12 protein-coding genes are annotated in these 14701 nt (G+C 57.2%); 9 read left to right on the top strand and 3 right to left on the bottom strand.

The window, feature by feature from the left end; genetic code table 11:
* Positions 1 to 15: 15 nt before the first annotated feature.
* Both QZR18_RS00660 and QZR18_RS00655 read right to left on the bottom strand, forming a co-directional pair.
* Positions 16 to 1875 (bottom strand): cell wall protein, encoded by a 1860-nt coding sequence (locus QZR18_RS00660; protein ID WP_178705903.1) that lies wholly within the window; start codon positions 1873 to 1875, stop codon positions 16 to 18.
* A gap of 149 nt (positions 1876 to 2024) precedes the next feature.
* A complete protein-coding gene (locus QZR18_RS00655) occupies positions 2025 to 3131 on the bottom strand; it encodes a methyltransferase domain-containing protein (RefSeq protein WP_178705901.1) in 1107 nt (368 codons plus the stop codon).
* A gap of 179 nt (positions 3132 to 3310) precedes the next feature.
* On the opposite strand from QZR18_RS00655, the gene QZR18_RS00650 reads away from it, so the two are divergent.
* The 5 genes from QZR18_RS00650 (at position 3311) to QZR18_RS00630 (ending at position 8136) form a co-directional block, all read left to right on the top strand.
* Complete coding sequence (locus QZR18_RS00650; RefSeq protein WP_178705898.1) at positions 3311 to 3766, top strand: RNA-binding S4 domain-containing protein; 456 nt, start codon at positions 3311 to 3313, stop codon at positions 3764 to 3766.
* A 250-nt stretch (positions 3767 to 4016) separates the two neighbouring features.
* Positions 4017 to 5873, top strand: coding sequence for a molecular chaperone DnaK (gene dnaK / locus QZR18_RS00645; protein ID WP_178705895.1), 1857 nt, complete (start codon positions 4017 to 4019; stop codon positions 5871 to 5873).
* The gene (gene grpE / locus QZR18_RS00640; RefSeq protein ID WP_178705892.1) at positions 5870 to 6523 is read left to right on the top strand and encodes a nucleotide exchange factor GrpE; all 654 of its coding nucleotides are present in this window, start codon (positions 5870 to 5872) and stop codon (positions 6521 to 6523) included. The genes dnaK and grpE overlap by 4 nt, the downstream gene beginning before the upstream one ends.
* 45 nt (positions 6524 to 6568) lie before the next feature.
* Entirely contained in the window at positions 6569 to 7612 is a 1044-nt protein-coding gene (locus QZR18_RS00635; protein WP_178705889.1) for a DnaJ C-terminal domain-containing protein, read from the top strand.
* Positions 7612 to 8136: a heat shock protein transcriptional repressor HspR gene (locus QZR18_RS00630; protein ID WP_178705912.1), complete on the top strand. Its 525-nt coding sequence runs from the start codon at positions 7612 to 7614 to the stop codon at positions 8134 to 8136. The genes QZR18_RS00635 and QZR18_RS00630 overlap by 1 nt, the downstream gene beginning before the upstream one ends.
* Positions 8137 to 8216: 80 nt before the next feature.
* On the opposite strand, the gene QZR18_RS00625 is transcribed toward QZR18_RS00630, so the two are convergent.
* Positions 8217 to 8795: a GtrA family protein gene (locus QZR18_RS00625; protein ID WP_178705885.1), complete on the bottom strand. Its 579-nt coding sequence runs from the start codon at positions 8793 to 8795 to the stop codon at positions 8217 to 8219.
* An 86-nt stretch (positions 8796 to 8881) separates the two neighbouring features.
* Between QZR18_RS00625 and QZR18_RS00620 the strand changes: the two genes are divergently transcribed.
* The 4 genes from QZR18_RS00620 to clpB all read left to right on the top strand — a co-directional run bounded on the left by QZR18_RS00620 (position 8882) and on the right by clpB (position 14599).
* A complete protein-coding gene (locus QZR18_RS00620) occupies positions 8882 to 10195 on the top strand; it encodes a MurT ligase domain-containing protein (RefSeq protein ID WP_178705883.1) in 1314 nt (437 codons plus the stop codon).
* Complete coding sequence (locus QZR18_RS00615) at positions 10192 to 10998, top strand: type 1 glutamine amidotransferase (RefSeq protein ID WP_178705880.1); 807 nt, start codon at positions 10192 to 10194, stop codon at positions 10996 to 10998. Before QZR18_RS00620 ends, QZR18_RS00615 begins: the two co-directional genes overlap by 4 nt.
* The gene (locus QZR18_RS00610) at positions 10988 to 11788 is read left to right on the top strand and encodes a hypothetical protein (protein WP_178705877.1); all 801 of its coding nucleotides are present in this window, start codon (positions 10988 to 10990) and stop codon (positions 11786 to 11788) included. Before QZR18_RS00615 ends, QZR18_RS00610 begins: the two co-directional genes overlap by 11 nt.
* Positions 11789 to 11983: 195 nt before the next feature.
* The gene (gene clpB / locus QZR18_RS00605; protein ID WP_295910012.1) at positions 11984 to 14599 is read left to right on the top strand and encodes an ATP-dependent chaperone ClpB; all 2616 of its coding nucleotides are present in this window, start codon (positions 11984 to 11986) and stop codon (positions 14597 to 14599) included.
* Positions 14600 to 14701 lie beyond the last annotated feature (102 nt).

Genomic DNA, 14701 nt, shown 5'->3' with positions numbered 1-14701 from the left:
GGTTAATGAGTCATGTTATGCGCGCGACCGGCGACGGAGCGCCATGCCGGTCGCTCCTGCCGCTGCAGTGCCCATGAAGAAGAGCACGCCTGCCGCACCGGTCTTCGCCAATTGAGGCCCAAAAGTTGGGGTTGAGGGAGTTGGCGTGGGAGCCGGCGGGGTAGGCTGCGGATCGCCCTTAAACGTCAAACGCGTGACGTAAGGGTGCGACTCGCTGCTTGTGTACGTCAAAGAATGCTCCATGAGCGGTGCCTCGGCCCAGCCAGCTGAGGGGCCGGTCATGGGCAAAGTCCATGCAGCGCTATATGCAGTCATTGGAGGGCATGCCGGCGTGGGCGGGTCAAACACTGTTCCTTGGACGGGAAGCGGCTCGGCAGGCTTGAGCTGGTCGTATCCGCCCATCGTTGGCGGGCAAGCGGGGGAGGGAGTGCCCGGGCGGACAATAACCCCAAGCTGCTTTTCAATATCGACTGAGACCAACCCCTGAGTCTGATGCTCGATTGTGTAGTCGGTGTCAGGGCGCGCCGAATCGGCAAATGCAATCTTCTTGATCGTGATGACAGCCTCGCCCTGAAGCCTTGCCATTACGTCCTTTAAAGCTTCGACCGTTGTAATGGACTCGGGATCATTGACATCGACTGTCACGCGTGCCGTCTGACCATCAATGGCCACAGTCTTTGCCGTGAAGCCTTCCGGGATCCCGGTGATGGAGATGGCAGAGGGATCAGCAAATTTCAGCTGATCTGGAAGAGTAATCTGTGTAGTGAAGCCCAGGTGTGCATTCTTCAGCGCCATCTCATCAAAAGTTGCGGGAGATTCCTCGTACTTTTTTAGGAGGGCGGCAATGCGCCCACCTTGAAGATTATTCAGGTGAACGACGTTCTCGATGGTCAGAAGTGACTTCTTATTTTCAGCCTGGATTCTTTCCTTTTCTGCTGGAGCAGCGCCGTCAGAGCTGATCGTGAAGTCGGTATCGACCGTTGGATCATCGCCGTTGACCGGAAGGTCGCCGAAAACCTTCTTGTACTTGTAGAAGCCGGTCATGCGGTCTGTCGACAGCTCTGAGGAAACAAACTCATAGTCGGGGATGCCGGCAGCCTGGAAGAAGTTCGGACCGGTCTGAGGGGCCTTGAGGTCGACTCCGGTCTCTGCATCCACCCAACGTGTCGTCCGCTGGGGTGCGTTCGAGAAACAGTCCGTGGGAGTGGATGCGATTGGAGTTGATACCACCGCAGAAGTGAAGACTTTGTTAGGGGTGTCGCCACCCGTATAGAACTTCGCAGTCGCGGTGCTGGTGACTTGCTCTTGAGCGATCCGTGCCGCGTCCGCTGCATTATTTGCACCGACAGCGTAGGGAATCTTGATCGTGACGGTGTGTCCAAGAGGATTGCTCTTCTCGGATGTGTAGGTGGTGTAGAGTCCCTGCCAATCAGTCTGTGTCAGATGAAGGTTAACTGTCATCTCGGTCTTCTCTGAATTGGGCGAGAACCACCAGCTTGAGAGAAGAGAGGAAGAATTTGTGACGGTTCCGGGACCAACCTGTGTTCCCTGAGGAACGGAAACCGTGAAGGAGATATCGGGGTTCTGAGCTCCCGCTGCGTGTGGGCTCTGGCCGGCTGCAGCTGCGGTCTGCATTTCATCTTGGAAATTGGCCAGAAGGGTGACAACGGGAATCGTCAGATTGACGGTCCCGTGGTAGGTCGTAATGACAGGACTGGTGTTGCAGACAGTGACTGCGTCAGCTGTGATGTTTTGAGAGATCGAGAATGCTTGATCCTGGGCTTGCGCGTCATTCGGACCCAATAGCGCCGTGCCACCGGTCATAAAAGCGGCAGTAGCAGCCGTGGCTAACACAGCATTTCGAGTTCGTATCATCCTTCTACCTTGTCGTTATCTCGAGGAAGTCTGCTCTTGTGTGAGATGGGGTCTCAATAGATTCAAATACGCATCTATTTCGAGTCTAGTTACGCAGTGAACTTTGAACAAGAATCCAGCGTATGTGAAGGTGTTGAAAAAGAGAAGAACTATACGACTTTCGTGAGCAAAACCGCGCATTCCATATGATTCGTATGGGGGAACATGTCGAAGAGGCGCGCTTCTTGGAGCCTGTAGGAATTCATGAGCTGAAGGTCGCTGACCAGCGACTTCGGATAGCAGGACGAGTAAATCACAGTGGAAATGTCGCTCTGGTTAATCCACCGAGCAAGCTCTGTTCCGATTCCGCGCCGCGGTGGGTTGACGACCAGGGCCTCGGGGTAATGATCCCTATCCTGTGCGAAAGCCCACTTTTGTGCATCGCTGGCCACCAGGTGTACGCGCTCACTCACACCGAGTTCTTCAGAGGTTTCCCGAGCGGAGGCAATGGCCTCGGGTGAAATCTCTACACCGCTGACGTGTTCAACCCCGCCAAGTGCCGCGTGCAGTGCGAAACCGCCCACTCCGCAGTAGAGATCCCACAGGGAAGACGCCCCGCTCTGTTGCGCCCAGCGCGCGACCTGGCGATAGAGCTGTGAGGCTACTCCCGTATTGGTTTGCGAAAACGAGCGTGGGCCCAGGTGAAGCTCGACATCGCCGACAAGCGTGGGCAGTGTGTGCTGCTGAGAAATGACGATCTCTTCATCGCCTTCTACCAGTGCGGCGTGTGCGGGCAGGATGTTAACGGTGACGACCTTGGCCGCGGGAATGAGTGAGTACAAGAGCGAAAGTTTTGAACGCAGCAGCGCTAAGTCGCGCTTTGAGCGCATGACGAAGCGGATTATCAGTGCGTCATCAGTACCCTGCGTGACTAGGATGTGCTTGAGTTCGCCACGCCTGCGCGCAATATCGTAGGGCTCCAAATGGAGCTCGCGGATGAACGCTTTTAAGGGGGCGATGGTATCTGCGATGACCGTTGTATGCGCAATGCAGTGGGGGAGGTCTACTCCTGCGTAGCTGGGTGCGCCTCCTGTGATCCCTAAAGTCGGCTGCTCGGCACTTCCCCCGACCGCAAATTTTGCTTTGCTTCGATAGTGCTCAGGCGCTGATGCGGCGGCGGGCAGCCATTTTATTTCCGAGGCCTGGGGCAGAGTTGCCAGTAGCTCGCTGGCTTCTTTTTGGCGCTGCGCAAGCTGAAGGTTATAGGGAGTGGGCATGAGTGGGCATGAATGGCATTCCCCGCTTGTTAAATGTACGCACTCCATCGCTTCATCTTGGCATCTTGAAAGTCTCTTCGCCACAACGAGGCCGGGCGTGCGCTGAGTGGTGGAGTGTCACTTGTGTGGGCGGCGGGGGAATAAGAAGGCTGCAAGCGCGTGGGCGTTAAGATGCTGCTATGAGCGAAAAGCCGGGCGTGAGCGCTGGTGATGAACCGCGTGAGGTCCCTCAGGGGGCGCTCGCGGCGGGTGAGACCATGCGTATTGATACGTGGTTGTGGGCAACGCGCCATGTGAAGTCGCGTTCGCAGGCAACCTCAGCTGCTCGTGCTGGTCACGTCAAAATTAACGGTGAATCGGTGAAGGCTGCGCAGAAAGTGCGCGTGGGTGATGAGGTTCGTCTGCGAGTAGAGGGCTTTGACCGTGTTCTGATCGTTCGCAAGCTCCTTGCGAAACGACTGGGTTATCCCTTCGCGAAACTTTGCTATGAGGATCTCAGTGAGCCGAGACCTCGGCTGGGCATTGCTTTTGCTCAGCGAGAACGTGGAAGTGGGCGTCCGACGAAGAAAGAGCGTCGCGATATGGAGAAATTCCGCGGAATGAACTCCGATTTTTCCGCGGAATTTCAATGGTAAATGGCAGAGTTGCCGATTCTTAGTAAATGTTTTGGGAAATTGGGGAATAAAACCCTGTGAAATAAGTTGAGTATGTCAGACTCAAGTTTTGATGTAGGGCTTGCGGGCCCGGTAGTCGATCCGTAAACTTGAGTGCAACAGACTCAAGGTGGTCTGAAGGTCGAAACCTCGGCCACCACAACAGAAGACGTACAAAGCGCGGCATCGCCTCGGCGACAATTTGCACCACGCTTTGATGAAAGGAAAAATTATGGGACGCGCAGTAGGTATTGACCTCGGCACCACGAACTCCGCAATCGCAGTACTTGAAGGCGGAGAACCCACAATCATTGCAAACGCAGAAGGCACACGTACGACCCCCTCGGTCGTTGCTTTCTCCAAGACCGGCGAGGTCCTGGTTGGCGAGATCGCCAAGCGTCAGGCGGTCACGAATGTTGATCGCACCATCTCTTCGGTCAAGCGTCACATGGGCACTGACTGGACCGTTAACATTGACGACAAGAAGTACACCGCACAGGAGATCTCGGCACGCATCCTCTCCAAGCTCAAGAGGGACGCGGAAGAGTACCTCGGTGAGCCCGTTACCGACGCGGTCATCACCGTTCCTGCGTACTTCAACGACGCAGAGCGCCAGGCAACCAAGGACGCCGGTCAGATCGCAGGCCTGAATGTCCTGCGTATCATCAATGAGCCGACCGCTGCGGCACTGGCCTACGGCCTCGAAAAGGGTAAGGAAGACGAGCTCATCCTGGTCTTCGACCTCGGTGGCGGTACCTTCGACGTTTCCCTGCTGGAAATCGGCAAGGATGACGACGGTTTCTCCACCATCCAGGTCCGCGCAACTGCAGGCGACAACCGCCTCGGTGGCGATGACTGGGATCAGCGCATCGTTGACTGGCTGATCGAGCAGGTGAAGGCAAAGAGCGGTGCTGATCTCTCCAAGGATCCGGTCGCACTTCAGCGTTTGCGCGCAGCAGCTGAGCAGGCAAAGAAGGAACTGTCCAGCGCGATGAGCACAAACATTTCGCTGCAGTACCTCTCGGTGACCGCTGATGGCCCCGTTCACTTGGACGAGACTCTCACCCGCGCAAAGTTTGAGGAAATGACCTCGGATCTGCTTGATCGCACGAAGGCTCCTTTCGAGAAGGTCATTAAGGACGCAGGAATCTCCGTGAGCGAGATCGACCATGTCGTCCTGGTTGGTGGCTCCACTCGTATGCCCGCCGTTGCCGAATTGGTCAAGAAGCTCACCGGTGGCCGCGAGCCCAACAAGGGCGTGAACCCCGATGAGGTCGTCGCAGTTGGCGCAGCCCTGCAGGCCGGCGTCATCCAGGGCGACCGCAAGGACGTTCTGCTGATCGACGTGACTCCCCTGTCCCTGGGCATCGAGACCATGGGCGGCGTCATGGACAAGGTCATTGAGCGCAACACCGCAATCCCGACCAAGGCTTCGCGTGTCTACTCGACCGCTGCCGACGGCCAGACCTCCGTTCTGGTCCAGGTCTTCCAGGGCGAGCGTCAGTTCACCGCTGATAACAAGCTCCTCGGTAACTTCGAGCTTTCCGGAATTGCTCCCGCACCGCGCGGAGTGCCCCAGATCGAAGTGACTTTCGATATCGACGCCAACGGTATCGTTCACGTTTCCGCGAAGGATCTTGGAACCGGCAAGGAAACCTCGGTGACCATCACCGGCGGTAGCGCCTTGAGTAAGGAAGAGATCGATCGCATGGTCAACGAGGCCGCTCAGCACGAAGAGGACGACAAGAAGCGCCGTGAGGAGCTGGAGATTCGTAACTCTGCCGAGCAGCTGGTTTACACCATCGAGAAGACCCTGAAGGAAGATGCCGACAAGGTCTCCGAAGCGACCCGCCAGGAAGTCCAGGGCGACCTCGACGCCGTGAAGGAAGCCCTCAAGGGCAGCGATCTCGAGGCTGTGAAGAGCTCCGTTGAGAAGCTCAACCAGTCCGCGATGAAGATCGGCCAGGAGGTCTACCAGAACGCTCAGGCCGCTCAGGCCGCTGCTGAAGCAGGTGCGTCACAGGAGCCGTCCACTTCCTCCGATGACGACGTCATCGACGCCGAAGTCGTGGATGAGGACGACAAGTGAGCACCGAGCCCACGAATCCTTCCGACGACGCCCAGGAACCGGTGGTCGGCTCTCAGCCGGCCACCCCGGGCGACGCCCAGCCCAATGCCCAAGAGGGCGCAGCTGCACACGCAACTGCGGCCTCGGCAAACAGTCAGGGCGAGGACATGGGTGAAGTCGATATGTCGGACTTCGAAGAGCAGCTGGAAGACAGTGAACTGTCCAAGGCTCTCGACCAAGTGGCGCAGGCTGAAGAAAAACTCGCTCGCGCCCACGCAGACCTGTACAACCTCAACCAGGAATACTCGAACTTCGTTCGTCGTTCCAAGGAATCCGTTGCCGGCCACGTCCAGTCCGGACGCGACCAGGTGCTGGAAGCAATGATCGGTGTCTTGGATGATATCGAGGCCGCGCGCAAGCACGGGGATCTCAATGATGGTCCCTTTGCCTCGATCGCGAACAAGCTGGAAGACACGCTTCGAACGCGCTTCGAGCTGGAACGTTTCGGAGACGAAGGGGACGATTTCGACCCCGTGCTTCATGAAGCACTGATGGCTCAGCCCAATCCCGATGTGGACCACCCGGTCCTGGGACAGGTCTTGCAATCTGGATATCGTCGCGGAGAGACCATTATCCGCGCGGCGAAAGTCCTGGTGTACAACCCTGAATAAGGAACATTCAACGAACTGCAGAGTCAAAAAAGGAGGTGACGCGCAGTGAGTGGAGAAGATTGGCTCCAAAAGGATTTCTACAAGGTCCTTGGCGTAAGCAAGGATGCTGATGAGGCCACAATCAAGAAGGCCTACCGCAAACTTGCGCGCACCTGGCACCCCGACCAGAACAAGGGGAACCCCGAAGCTGAAGAACGCTTTAAGGAAATTGGTGAGGCCTACACGGTCCTGTCCAATCCTGAGCAGCGCCAGCAATACGATGCGATTCGCTCGATGGGCGCCGGCGGTTTCCGAGGCGCTGCCGGTGGCGGAGCATCCGGCGTGAACTTCGAAGATCTCTTCGGAGCTTTCGGTGGGGGAAACGGCGGGAATGTTCGTTTCTCCACCAGCGGTGGCGGCGCAGGTATCAACCTGGACGACATCCTGGGTGCTTTCGGCGGTTTTGGTGGCGGCTCTTCGCGCGGGTCCTCTCCCTACGCTGGCGCATCTCAATTCGGCGGTTTTGGCGGAGCGCACGGTTCGCCTTACCAGCAAGCCCCCCAAAAGGGCGAAGACTTGCACGCATCGACACGCATTACGCTCAAGCAAAGCCTGAGTGGAGTCAACATCAAGTTGGCTGTCTCCGGTAAGCCTATGACCGTCAAGGTTCCCAAGGGAATTAAGGACGGACAGAGTGTGCGCCTGCGCGGCAAGGGGAAGGCCTCGATCAATGGCGGGAGCGCTGGCGATCTGATCGTCACGATCCATGTCGAGGAGGATCCGGTCTACAGCCGCGAAGGAAATGACCTTCGCATGACCCTACCCGTGACCTTTGCCGAGGCAACGCTGGGTGCCAAGGTTGAGCTTCCCTTGATCGATGGTTCGACCGTCACCGTCAAGGTTCCCGCCGGTTCTGATTCTGGTCGAACCCTGCGCCTGAAGGGGCGCGGTGTGGCCACGAAGAAGGGAACGGGCGATCTCTTGGCAACCATCAGTGTGGTGGTCCCCAAGGATCTCACACCTGAACAGCTTGATTCGATCAAGTCGCTGGCGGATTCTCTTGATCAGAGTGATCCGCGCGCAGATCTTGTAAAGAAGGTGAGTGCGTGATGGGACATCAGGATGAAGTAACTTTCGTGATTTCCGTTGCCGCACAGCTGGCGGGAATGCATCCGCAAACCTTGCGTCAATACGATCGGATTGGCTTGGTGACACCCCTTCGTGCGAAGGGACGCGGGCGGCGTTACACCCGACGCGATGTCGAGCGCCTGAAGGAGATTCAGCGCCTTAGCCAAGATGAAGGAATCAACTTGGCCGGTATCCAGCGGATCATGGAGCTGGAGGATAAGGTTGATCGCCTGCGAGAACAACGCGATGCCTTGGCTGAGCGGGTTGAAGAATTCGAACCCGTCTTTGATCGAGTATTCGTAGCAAGCCCAGATGGCCAGATTCGTCCCATGCGACGTGCACATGCACGCCGTGCTGAAGAATCTCGACGCGGTGGCATGATACCCGTCAGAGACCGAGGCCTCGTAGCGTGGCGACCTGCTGGTAACCAGCGCGTTCGCGCGCTTATTGAAGCATCGCCCGAAGGAGTCCGGGTTATCGAAGGGACCGTTGTGGTTTCTCGATAACACACCCCCTTGAGCGATGTCCTTGAGGTGGAGTGAGTGAGGGGAGGCATGAAAATGCCTCCCCTTTTTGCTCCCCATATTCAGGCAGCTAAGACCAGGTCCCGTCGAGTAATCCGTGCAAGCAACGACGAAAGGATGCCAGTGGCCCGCGTTGCTGTTCGCTGAAGCCCGGCCACGGCCTCGGAAATTGAGGAGTGAAGGTCAGCTAAGGTGCCGAAGACAAAGAAGTTCTGGCCCAGGTAATTGACGATGAAGAGCGAAGTATTTGCGGTTAAAGAGGCCATCCACAGAGCCATTCCGGCTGATACCAAAGCTTGGATCATCAGGTAGGACATGGTCATTACGCTTGCCGCCATAATCGCATAGCGGATTGCGGTCGCAACAATTCCACCGCGAGCGTTGAAAACCTTCCGGTTCAGAGCGAAGTTCAAGGAACACGAGGAGACCCTGGCCAGTGCGACCGGCAGGAAGACTCCGCCGATGGTTGCATTCAGGATGAGCAGCATTGTGTAGTCCAGCGCGGTTGAGGACAGCGACGAGGCCAGGTAGCGCAGGACGCGCACATTGGTGCGGATCAAGTCGACAAGCTTCGCGCTGAGAGTGGAAGCGAATGTTGTGGCGGCCTGCCCCTGCGACTGGAGTGCTGCGTTCGTGTTCATGACACTTACTTTGCCCACAGCTGATCTGTGAGAATTATGCCCAAGCTGTGGAGAAGCTATGAAGCAATCAATGTAGTGTAGGTTCCATGACTTCATTGACTTTACGTTCGCGCGTGGCCGTTGTAGCGGGGAAGGGTGCCAGTTGGGCCTCTCGCCGCCTCGGACGCGGTTCGGGTGGAATGATCGGTGGCAAAGTAGCGCTGAAGCTTGACCCGAATTTGCTCGCAGAATTGGCAAAGAACCGCCGAAGTGTTGTCGTTTCTGGCACCAACGGAAAGTCAACAACAACCCGCCTGCTTCGCGCTGCGCTCTTTTCGATTGGCCATGTTGCCTCCAATACAAATGGAGACAATATGACCCCGGGAATCACCACCGCGCTCATGCGTTCGGATGCCCCGCTTGCCGCGCTCGAAGTTGATGAGATGCACATGCCCACGGTGTCGCGTTTTGTGGATCCGCAGGCCATGGTTTTGCTGAACCTTTCACGAGATCAGCTGGATCGAGTGGGTGAGATCGGAGCTGTTGAACGTCGTCTCCGAAAGGCGGTCAATGAGCATCCCAATGCTGTTGTGATTGCGAACTGTGATGATCCCTTGGTCGCTTCGGCTGCCTGGGATAGCCCCAATGTTCAGTGGGTCGCTGCCGGACACGCATGGATGGGGGATTCGACTGCCTTCCCACGCGGCGGACGCGTCATCCACGCCGATGATTCCTGGCGGGTCGTTCCTTTGACGGCCTCTTCTTCGGATGAGGGTTTGGACCAGTATCGTCGCCCCGATCCTCTGTGGTGGCTTGAAGACGAGGACCTTTCCGATCCTTCCCACCCCAGTGCCATTGCCTGCCGTAAGGATGGTTTGCGAATTCCTCTGCGGCTCTCTCTGCCCGGTCGTGCCAATTTGTCCAATGCGCTCGAAGCGCTGGCTGCGGCCGTCGCGATGGGCGTTGACCCGCAGGCCGCGTGCCGCGCAATGTCCGAGGTCGTTGAGGTCGCAGGCCGCTATTCGACCTACGAAATCCACGGTCGACTGGCGCGACTCATGCTGGCAAAGAATCCCGCGGGCTGGCAGGAAGCCATGTACATGATTGACCCCAGTGTCGATCAGGTCATTGTCGCGATCAATGGCCAGGTTGCTGACGGGCAAGACCTGTCGTGGCTGTGGGATGTGGACTTTTCGGTTCTTGGCGCTCCACATCGCAAGGTTTATGCCTGTGGTGAGCGCGGTGCAGACCTCGCAGTTCGATTGGAATATGCGGGCGTCCACTGTGAACTTTTCCCGCTGCCAATGGATGCGCTGCAATCGTGCGTGCCGGGCAGGGTTGAAATTCTTCTCAACTACACGGCTTTGCGTGATTTTAAGCGGGTTTTGGATTCTCATCGTCAAGCGGAGGAAGCAGAATGAGTGCACTGCGAATTGGTGTTCTTCTCCCTGAAGTCTTGGGGACCTACGCGGATGGTGGCAATGCCCTGGTGCTCGCGGAACGCGCGCGTCGGCGTGGCTTTGACGCCCAGATTCAGTATGTCGGCGTTGGTGACGTGATACCCGATGATCTCGATATCTACACCCTTGGTGGTGGTGAAGACGCAGCCCAAGAACTTGCGGTTGAGACTTTCACCGCCGATCCCGGTTTGAAGAATGCTGTAGCAGCGGGCAGGCCTCTTCTGGCGATCTGCGCTTCACTTCAAATCTTGGGTCACTGGTACACAGATGCGCGTAATCGCAAGGTGGACGGCTTGGGGCTCTTGGACCTGACGACTCGTCCCCAGGGAAAGCGCTCAATCGGCGAACTTGTTGTCCAGCCCGAGATCGATGGACTATCGGAGCCGCTGACAGGGTTTGAAAACCACGGTGGTGGAAGCCAGCTAGGTCCTGATGCGCGTCCTCTAGGAAAGGTGCTTTTCGGTAAGGGGAACTCGATTCTTCCTCCCGAAGGCTTTGATGAACAGAGTGCTTCTGGCGATGATGCTGCCTTCAAAGCGCCGCGTGTCGACGGTGCTGTTCAAGGGTCAATCATTGCGACCTACCTGCATGGTCCGGTTCTTGCGCGTAACCCTCAGCTTGCGGACCTTTTGCTTGAGCGCGCTTTGGGACACAAACTTGACCCCCTTGATGTTCCCGGGGTCGAGGAACTTCGTCACGAACGTTTAGCTGCGACCATTTCGCGCCCAGAGCTCCGCGAGCGTTTGGAACGGCATGAGCGCTGAGGAATCGCGATCAGGGCGGGATGTGCCCTGGGATCAGTATGGTGAGCTGGTCCTGCCCTCGCGTGGCCCGCGTTTTGAACGTTATTCCGAGGCCGAGCCCCAGGTCACCTCGGCGCGGGCGCCCGAGCCCCGGCAGGCCTCGTCGATCGAGGCTGTACCTGGGAGGGAAGGGGACTCATCGCCGGCGGGAAGGACGCTGCCTCGCGAAGGGGAACAGGGACGGATCAAACTGCGCACTTCTGGCGGGAAACTCGGCTATGCGCCACCAGCCCAGCCGATGCGTGGTGAAGAAATCGGTGTGCCTACGCAGGTTCGTCAGTCGGCGAAGAAACGTCGTCGCGGAATTGGTGTGATCGTGTTGGGCATTGTCATGTCCGTACTTATTGCTCCTGCGACTTTCTTTGGAATTGCGATGTCTGGCGCGGATTTTTCTGCGATGCAGGCGAGTGCTCGTGAGGTTTCCAGCGGCCAGAGCGTGAGTGTGGACTCCAGCGGCGGCTATGTCGTTCAGGTGACCTCGGGACAGGCAACTTCGTGCCTCCTTCGTGGAAGTGATGGGGGAGAGCACCCAATGCAGTCCACCTTGAACCAGTGGACCGTTTCGGGACTGCAAGCTGGTGACTACACGCTTGCGTGCTCTCCTGATGGTCTGAAAATGGTCGGAATGACAGGCTTTAGCGAGTCCGTCGCACTGTCAAAGGCTCCCGATGCGATGACGTGGTCGAGCGTTGTGGGAATGCTGGGTTTGAGCGTGATTGGTCTGGGGATTTACCTGCGTCGTTCGCGCTAAAACTGCTCTGATATTGGTGAGTGCTGAGCTGGCGTGTTGCGCGTCCAGCTCGGCGTTCTTTTTCTTTTCTGTGAAATGTGTTTTCGAATGCTGATTCGTGCAGAAAAATAAAGTTGAGTGGAATAGACTCAAGTTTGTTGACGTTGTGTAAGTCAGAACGAAAAAAGCCGCCCGTAATGAGCGGCAGGAGGAATGATGACTGAACAATTTACAAGCAAAGCCCAAGAGGCAGTGAGTAGCGCGGTCCAGTCGGCACAGGCCGCTGGGAACCCGCAGGTGGATTCCCTGCATCTCTTGGAAGCACTTCTTGAACAGGGTGAGGGCATTGCCTACTCTCTGCTTCAAGCAATTGGGGCAAACCCGCAGCAAATCGGTGCGCGTACGCGCAATGCGCTGGTGGCGCTACCTTCGACGAGCGGATCGAGCGTCGCACAGCCGCAGACTTCACGTGGTCTGATCCAGGTGATTAACGATGCCCGCAAGCGTGCAGAAGCTAAGGGAGACGCCTACGTTTCTACCGAGCACCTGCTCATTGCGTTGGCCGCAAATGACGATAGCGCAGGCGAAATCCTGCGTGAAAACGGCGCAACCGCAGATCGCTTGCAGAAGGCTCTAGATGAGCTTCGCCCCGAACCTATCACCAGTGCCGATCCCGAAGGTTCCTTTGAGGCCCTCAAGAAGTACGGTCGTGACCTGACCGAGGTTGCGCGCCAGGGCAAGCTGGATCCCGTGATTGGTCGCGATAGCGAAATTCGCCGCGTGATCCAGGTGCTGTCTCGTCGAACCAAGAACAACCCTGTTCTCATCGGTGAGCCAGGCGTCGGTAAGACCGCTGTCGTCGAAGGTCTCGCCCAGCGAATCGTCGCAGGCGACGTCCCCGAATCTTTGAAGAACAAGAAGCTGATCGCTCTTGATCTGACCGGGATGGTTGCAGGTGCGAAGTATCGTGGCGAATTCGAGGAACGCCTCAAGGCTGTTCTGGGCGAGATCGAACGATCTGACGGCGAGATCATCACTTTTATCGATGAACTTCACACGGTCGTCGGTGCCGGTGGCGGCGCTGAAGGGGCAATGGATGCGGGCAATATGCTCAAGCCCATGCTTGCCCGTGGTGAGCTGCGTATGGTTGGCGCAACAACCCTGGATGAGTACCGCGAGAACATTGAAAAGGACCCCGCTCTTGAGCGTCGTTTCCAACAGGTGTTCGTTGGTGAGCCTTCGGTTGAGGACACCGTCGCGATCTTGCGCGGTATCGCGCCGAAGTACGAAGCGCACCACAAGATCACCATTTCTGACGGTGCTTTGGTTGCAGCGGCCCAACTGTCCGATCGCTACATCACCGGGCGTCAGCTTCCCGATAAGGCTATTGACCTGATCGATGAGGCCGCCTCTCGCCTGCGTATGGAACTTGACTCCTCGCCCGAGGAGATCGACGTTCTGCGTCGCCAGGTGGAGCGTCTCCGTATGGAGGAGTCCTACCTGACCGAGTCTGACCCCGACGGCCTAGACGAGGCCACTGCGGAGCGCCTCGAGAAGCTTCGTGAAGACCTCGCGAACAAGAACGAAGAGCTTTCCGCTCTCACCAGTCGTTGGGAAGCCGAAAAGGCTGGCCACAACCGGGTGGGTGAGCTCCGCGTCCAATTGGATGAGTTGCGTACCCAGTTGGAGCTGGCGATTCGCGCTGGTCGATTCGAAGAAGCTGGACGTCTCCAGAACGGCGATATTCCGCAGATTGAACGTCAGATTCGCGAAGAGGAAGAAAAGGTTGAGGCTGAAGAAAAGGCGAACGAGGCCAATGAGCCAATGATCGCTGAGAAGGTCGGCCCGACTGAGATCGCTGAGGTTGTCGAATCGTGGACCGGAATTCCCGTGGGTAAACTGCTCCAGACCGAAAGCGAGAAGCTCGTCCATATGGAGGACTTCATTGCTCATCGACTGATTGGTCAAAAGGATGCTGTCCGCGCGGTTTCCGATGCGGTCCGTCGTTCGCGTGCAGGCCTGTCTGATCCGAATCGACCCACCGGTTCCTTCCTCTTCCTTGGCCCCACGGGCGTTGGTAAGACCGAACTTGCCAAGTCCTTGGCAGAGTTCCTCTTCGATGATGAACGCGCCATGGTGCGAATCGACATGTCGGAGTACTCGGAGAAGCACTCTGTAGCCCGTTTGGTCGGTGCCCCTCCGGGATACGTCGGTTATGAACAGGGCGGTCAACTGACCGAGGCCGTGCGTCGTCGCCCCTACAGCGTCGTCCTCTTGGACGAAGTTGAAAAGGCAGACCCCGAGATCTTCAACATTCTCTTGCAGGTCTTGGATGATGGACGTTTGACCGATGGCCAGGGACGTACCGTGGACTTCAGGAACACAATCCTGATCCTGACCTCAAACTTGGGATCGATGTTCCTGACCGATCCTTCGCTCAGCGAAGAAGAAAAGCGTGAAGGCGTAATGAACGCCGTGCGCGCATCCTTCAAACCTGAGTTCATCAACCGTCTGGATGAGACCGTGATCTTTGATCCGCTCAGCCCCGAGGATCTGTCTGGAATCGTTGATCTCTTGGTTGAATCTATGGCTGATCGCCTGAAGGACCGCCGAATCAGCCTCAATGTCACCGAAGGTGCGCGAGGCTGGCTGACCAGGCGAGGATATGATCCGGCCTACGGTGCGCGTCCTCTACGCCGACTGATCCAGCGTGAGATCGGTGATCGACTGGCCAAACTGCTTCTGAGCGGCGAGGTTGAAGACGGCGATACTGTCACCGTCGACGTCACCGACGATCTTGAAGGACTCCGCGTTGAGGTGTCCAATCACTGATCGGTAGCGACTTGCGGGTGGTGCGAATAATTTCGCACCACCCGCATTTTCGCTTAGACTTTAAGAGTTATCCCCACCCAACAGAGCAGAACTGAAGAATGA

The sequence above is a fragment of the uncultured Actinomyces sp. genome, from assembly GCA_900541895.1.
GTDB lineage: Bacteria > Actinomycetota > Actinomycetes > Actinomycetales > Actinomycetaceae > Pauljensenia.
The sequence above is the reverse complement of the archived record's forward strand: the minus strand, read 5'-3'. Positions and strand labels throughout refer to the sequence as shown.

Coding starts and splice junctions, on each gene's coding strand:
- QZR18_RS00660 (WP_178705903.1), bottom strand. CDS start 1,875: ATGATACGAACTCGAAATGCTGTGTTAGCCACGGCTGCTACTGCCGCT.
- clpB (WP_295910012.1), top strand. CDS start 11,984: ATGACTGAACAATTTACAAGCAAAGCCCAAGAGGCAGTGAGTAGCGCG.
- QZR18_RS00625 (WP_178705885.1), bottom strand. CDS start 8,795: ATGAACACGAACGCAGCACTCCAGTCGCAGGGGCAGGCCGCCACAACA.
- dnaK (WP_178705895.1), top strand. CDS start 4,017: ATGGGACGCGCAGTAGGTATTGACCTCGGCACCACGAACTCCGCAATC.
- QZR18_RS00655 (WP_178705901.1), bottom strand. CDS start 3,131: ATGCCCACTCCCTATAACCTTCAGCTTGCGCAGCGCCAAAAAGAAGCC.
- QZR18_RS00620 (WP_178705883.1), top strand. CDS start 8,882: ATGACTTCATTGACTTTACGTTCGCGCGTGGCCGTTGTAGCGGGGAAG.
- QZR18_RS00650 (WP_178705898.1), top strand. CDS start 3,311: ATGAGCGAAAAGCCGGGCGTGAGCGCTGGTGATGAACCGCGTGAGGTC.
- QZR18_RS00615 (WP_178705880.1), top strand. CDS start 10,192: ATGAGTGCACTGCGAATTGGTGTTCTTCTCCCTGAAGTCTTGGGGACC.
- QZR18_RS00630 (WP_178705912.1), top strand. CDS start 7,612: ATGGGACATCAGGATGAAGTAACTTTCGTGATTTCCGTTGCCGCACAG.
- QZR18_RS00610 (WP_178705877.1), top strand. CDS start 10,988: ATGAGCGCTGAGGAATCGCGATCAGGGCGGGATGTGCCCTGGGATCAG.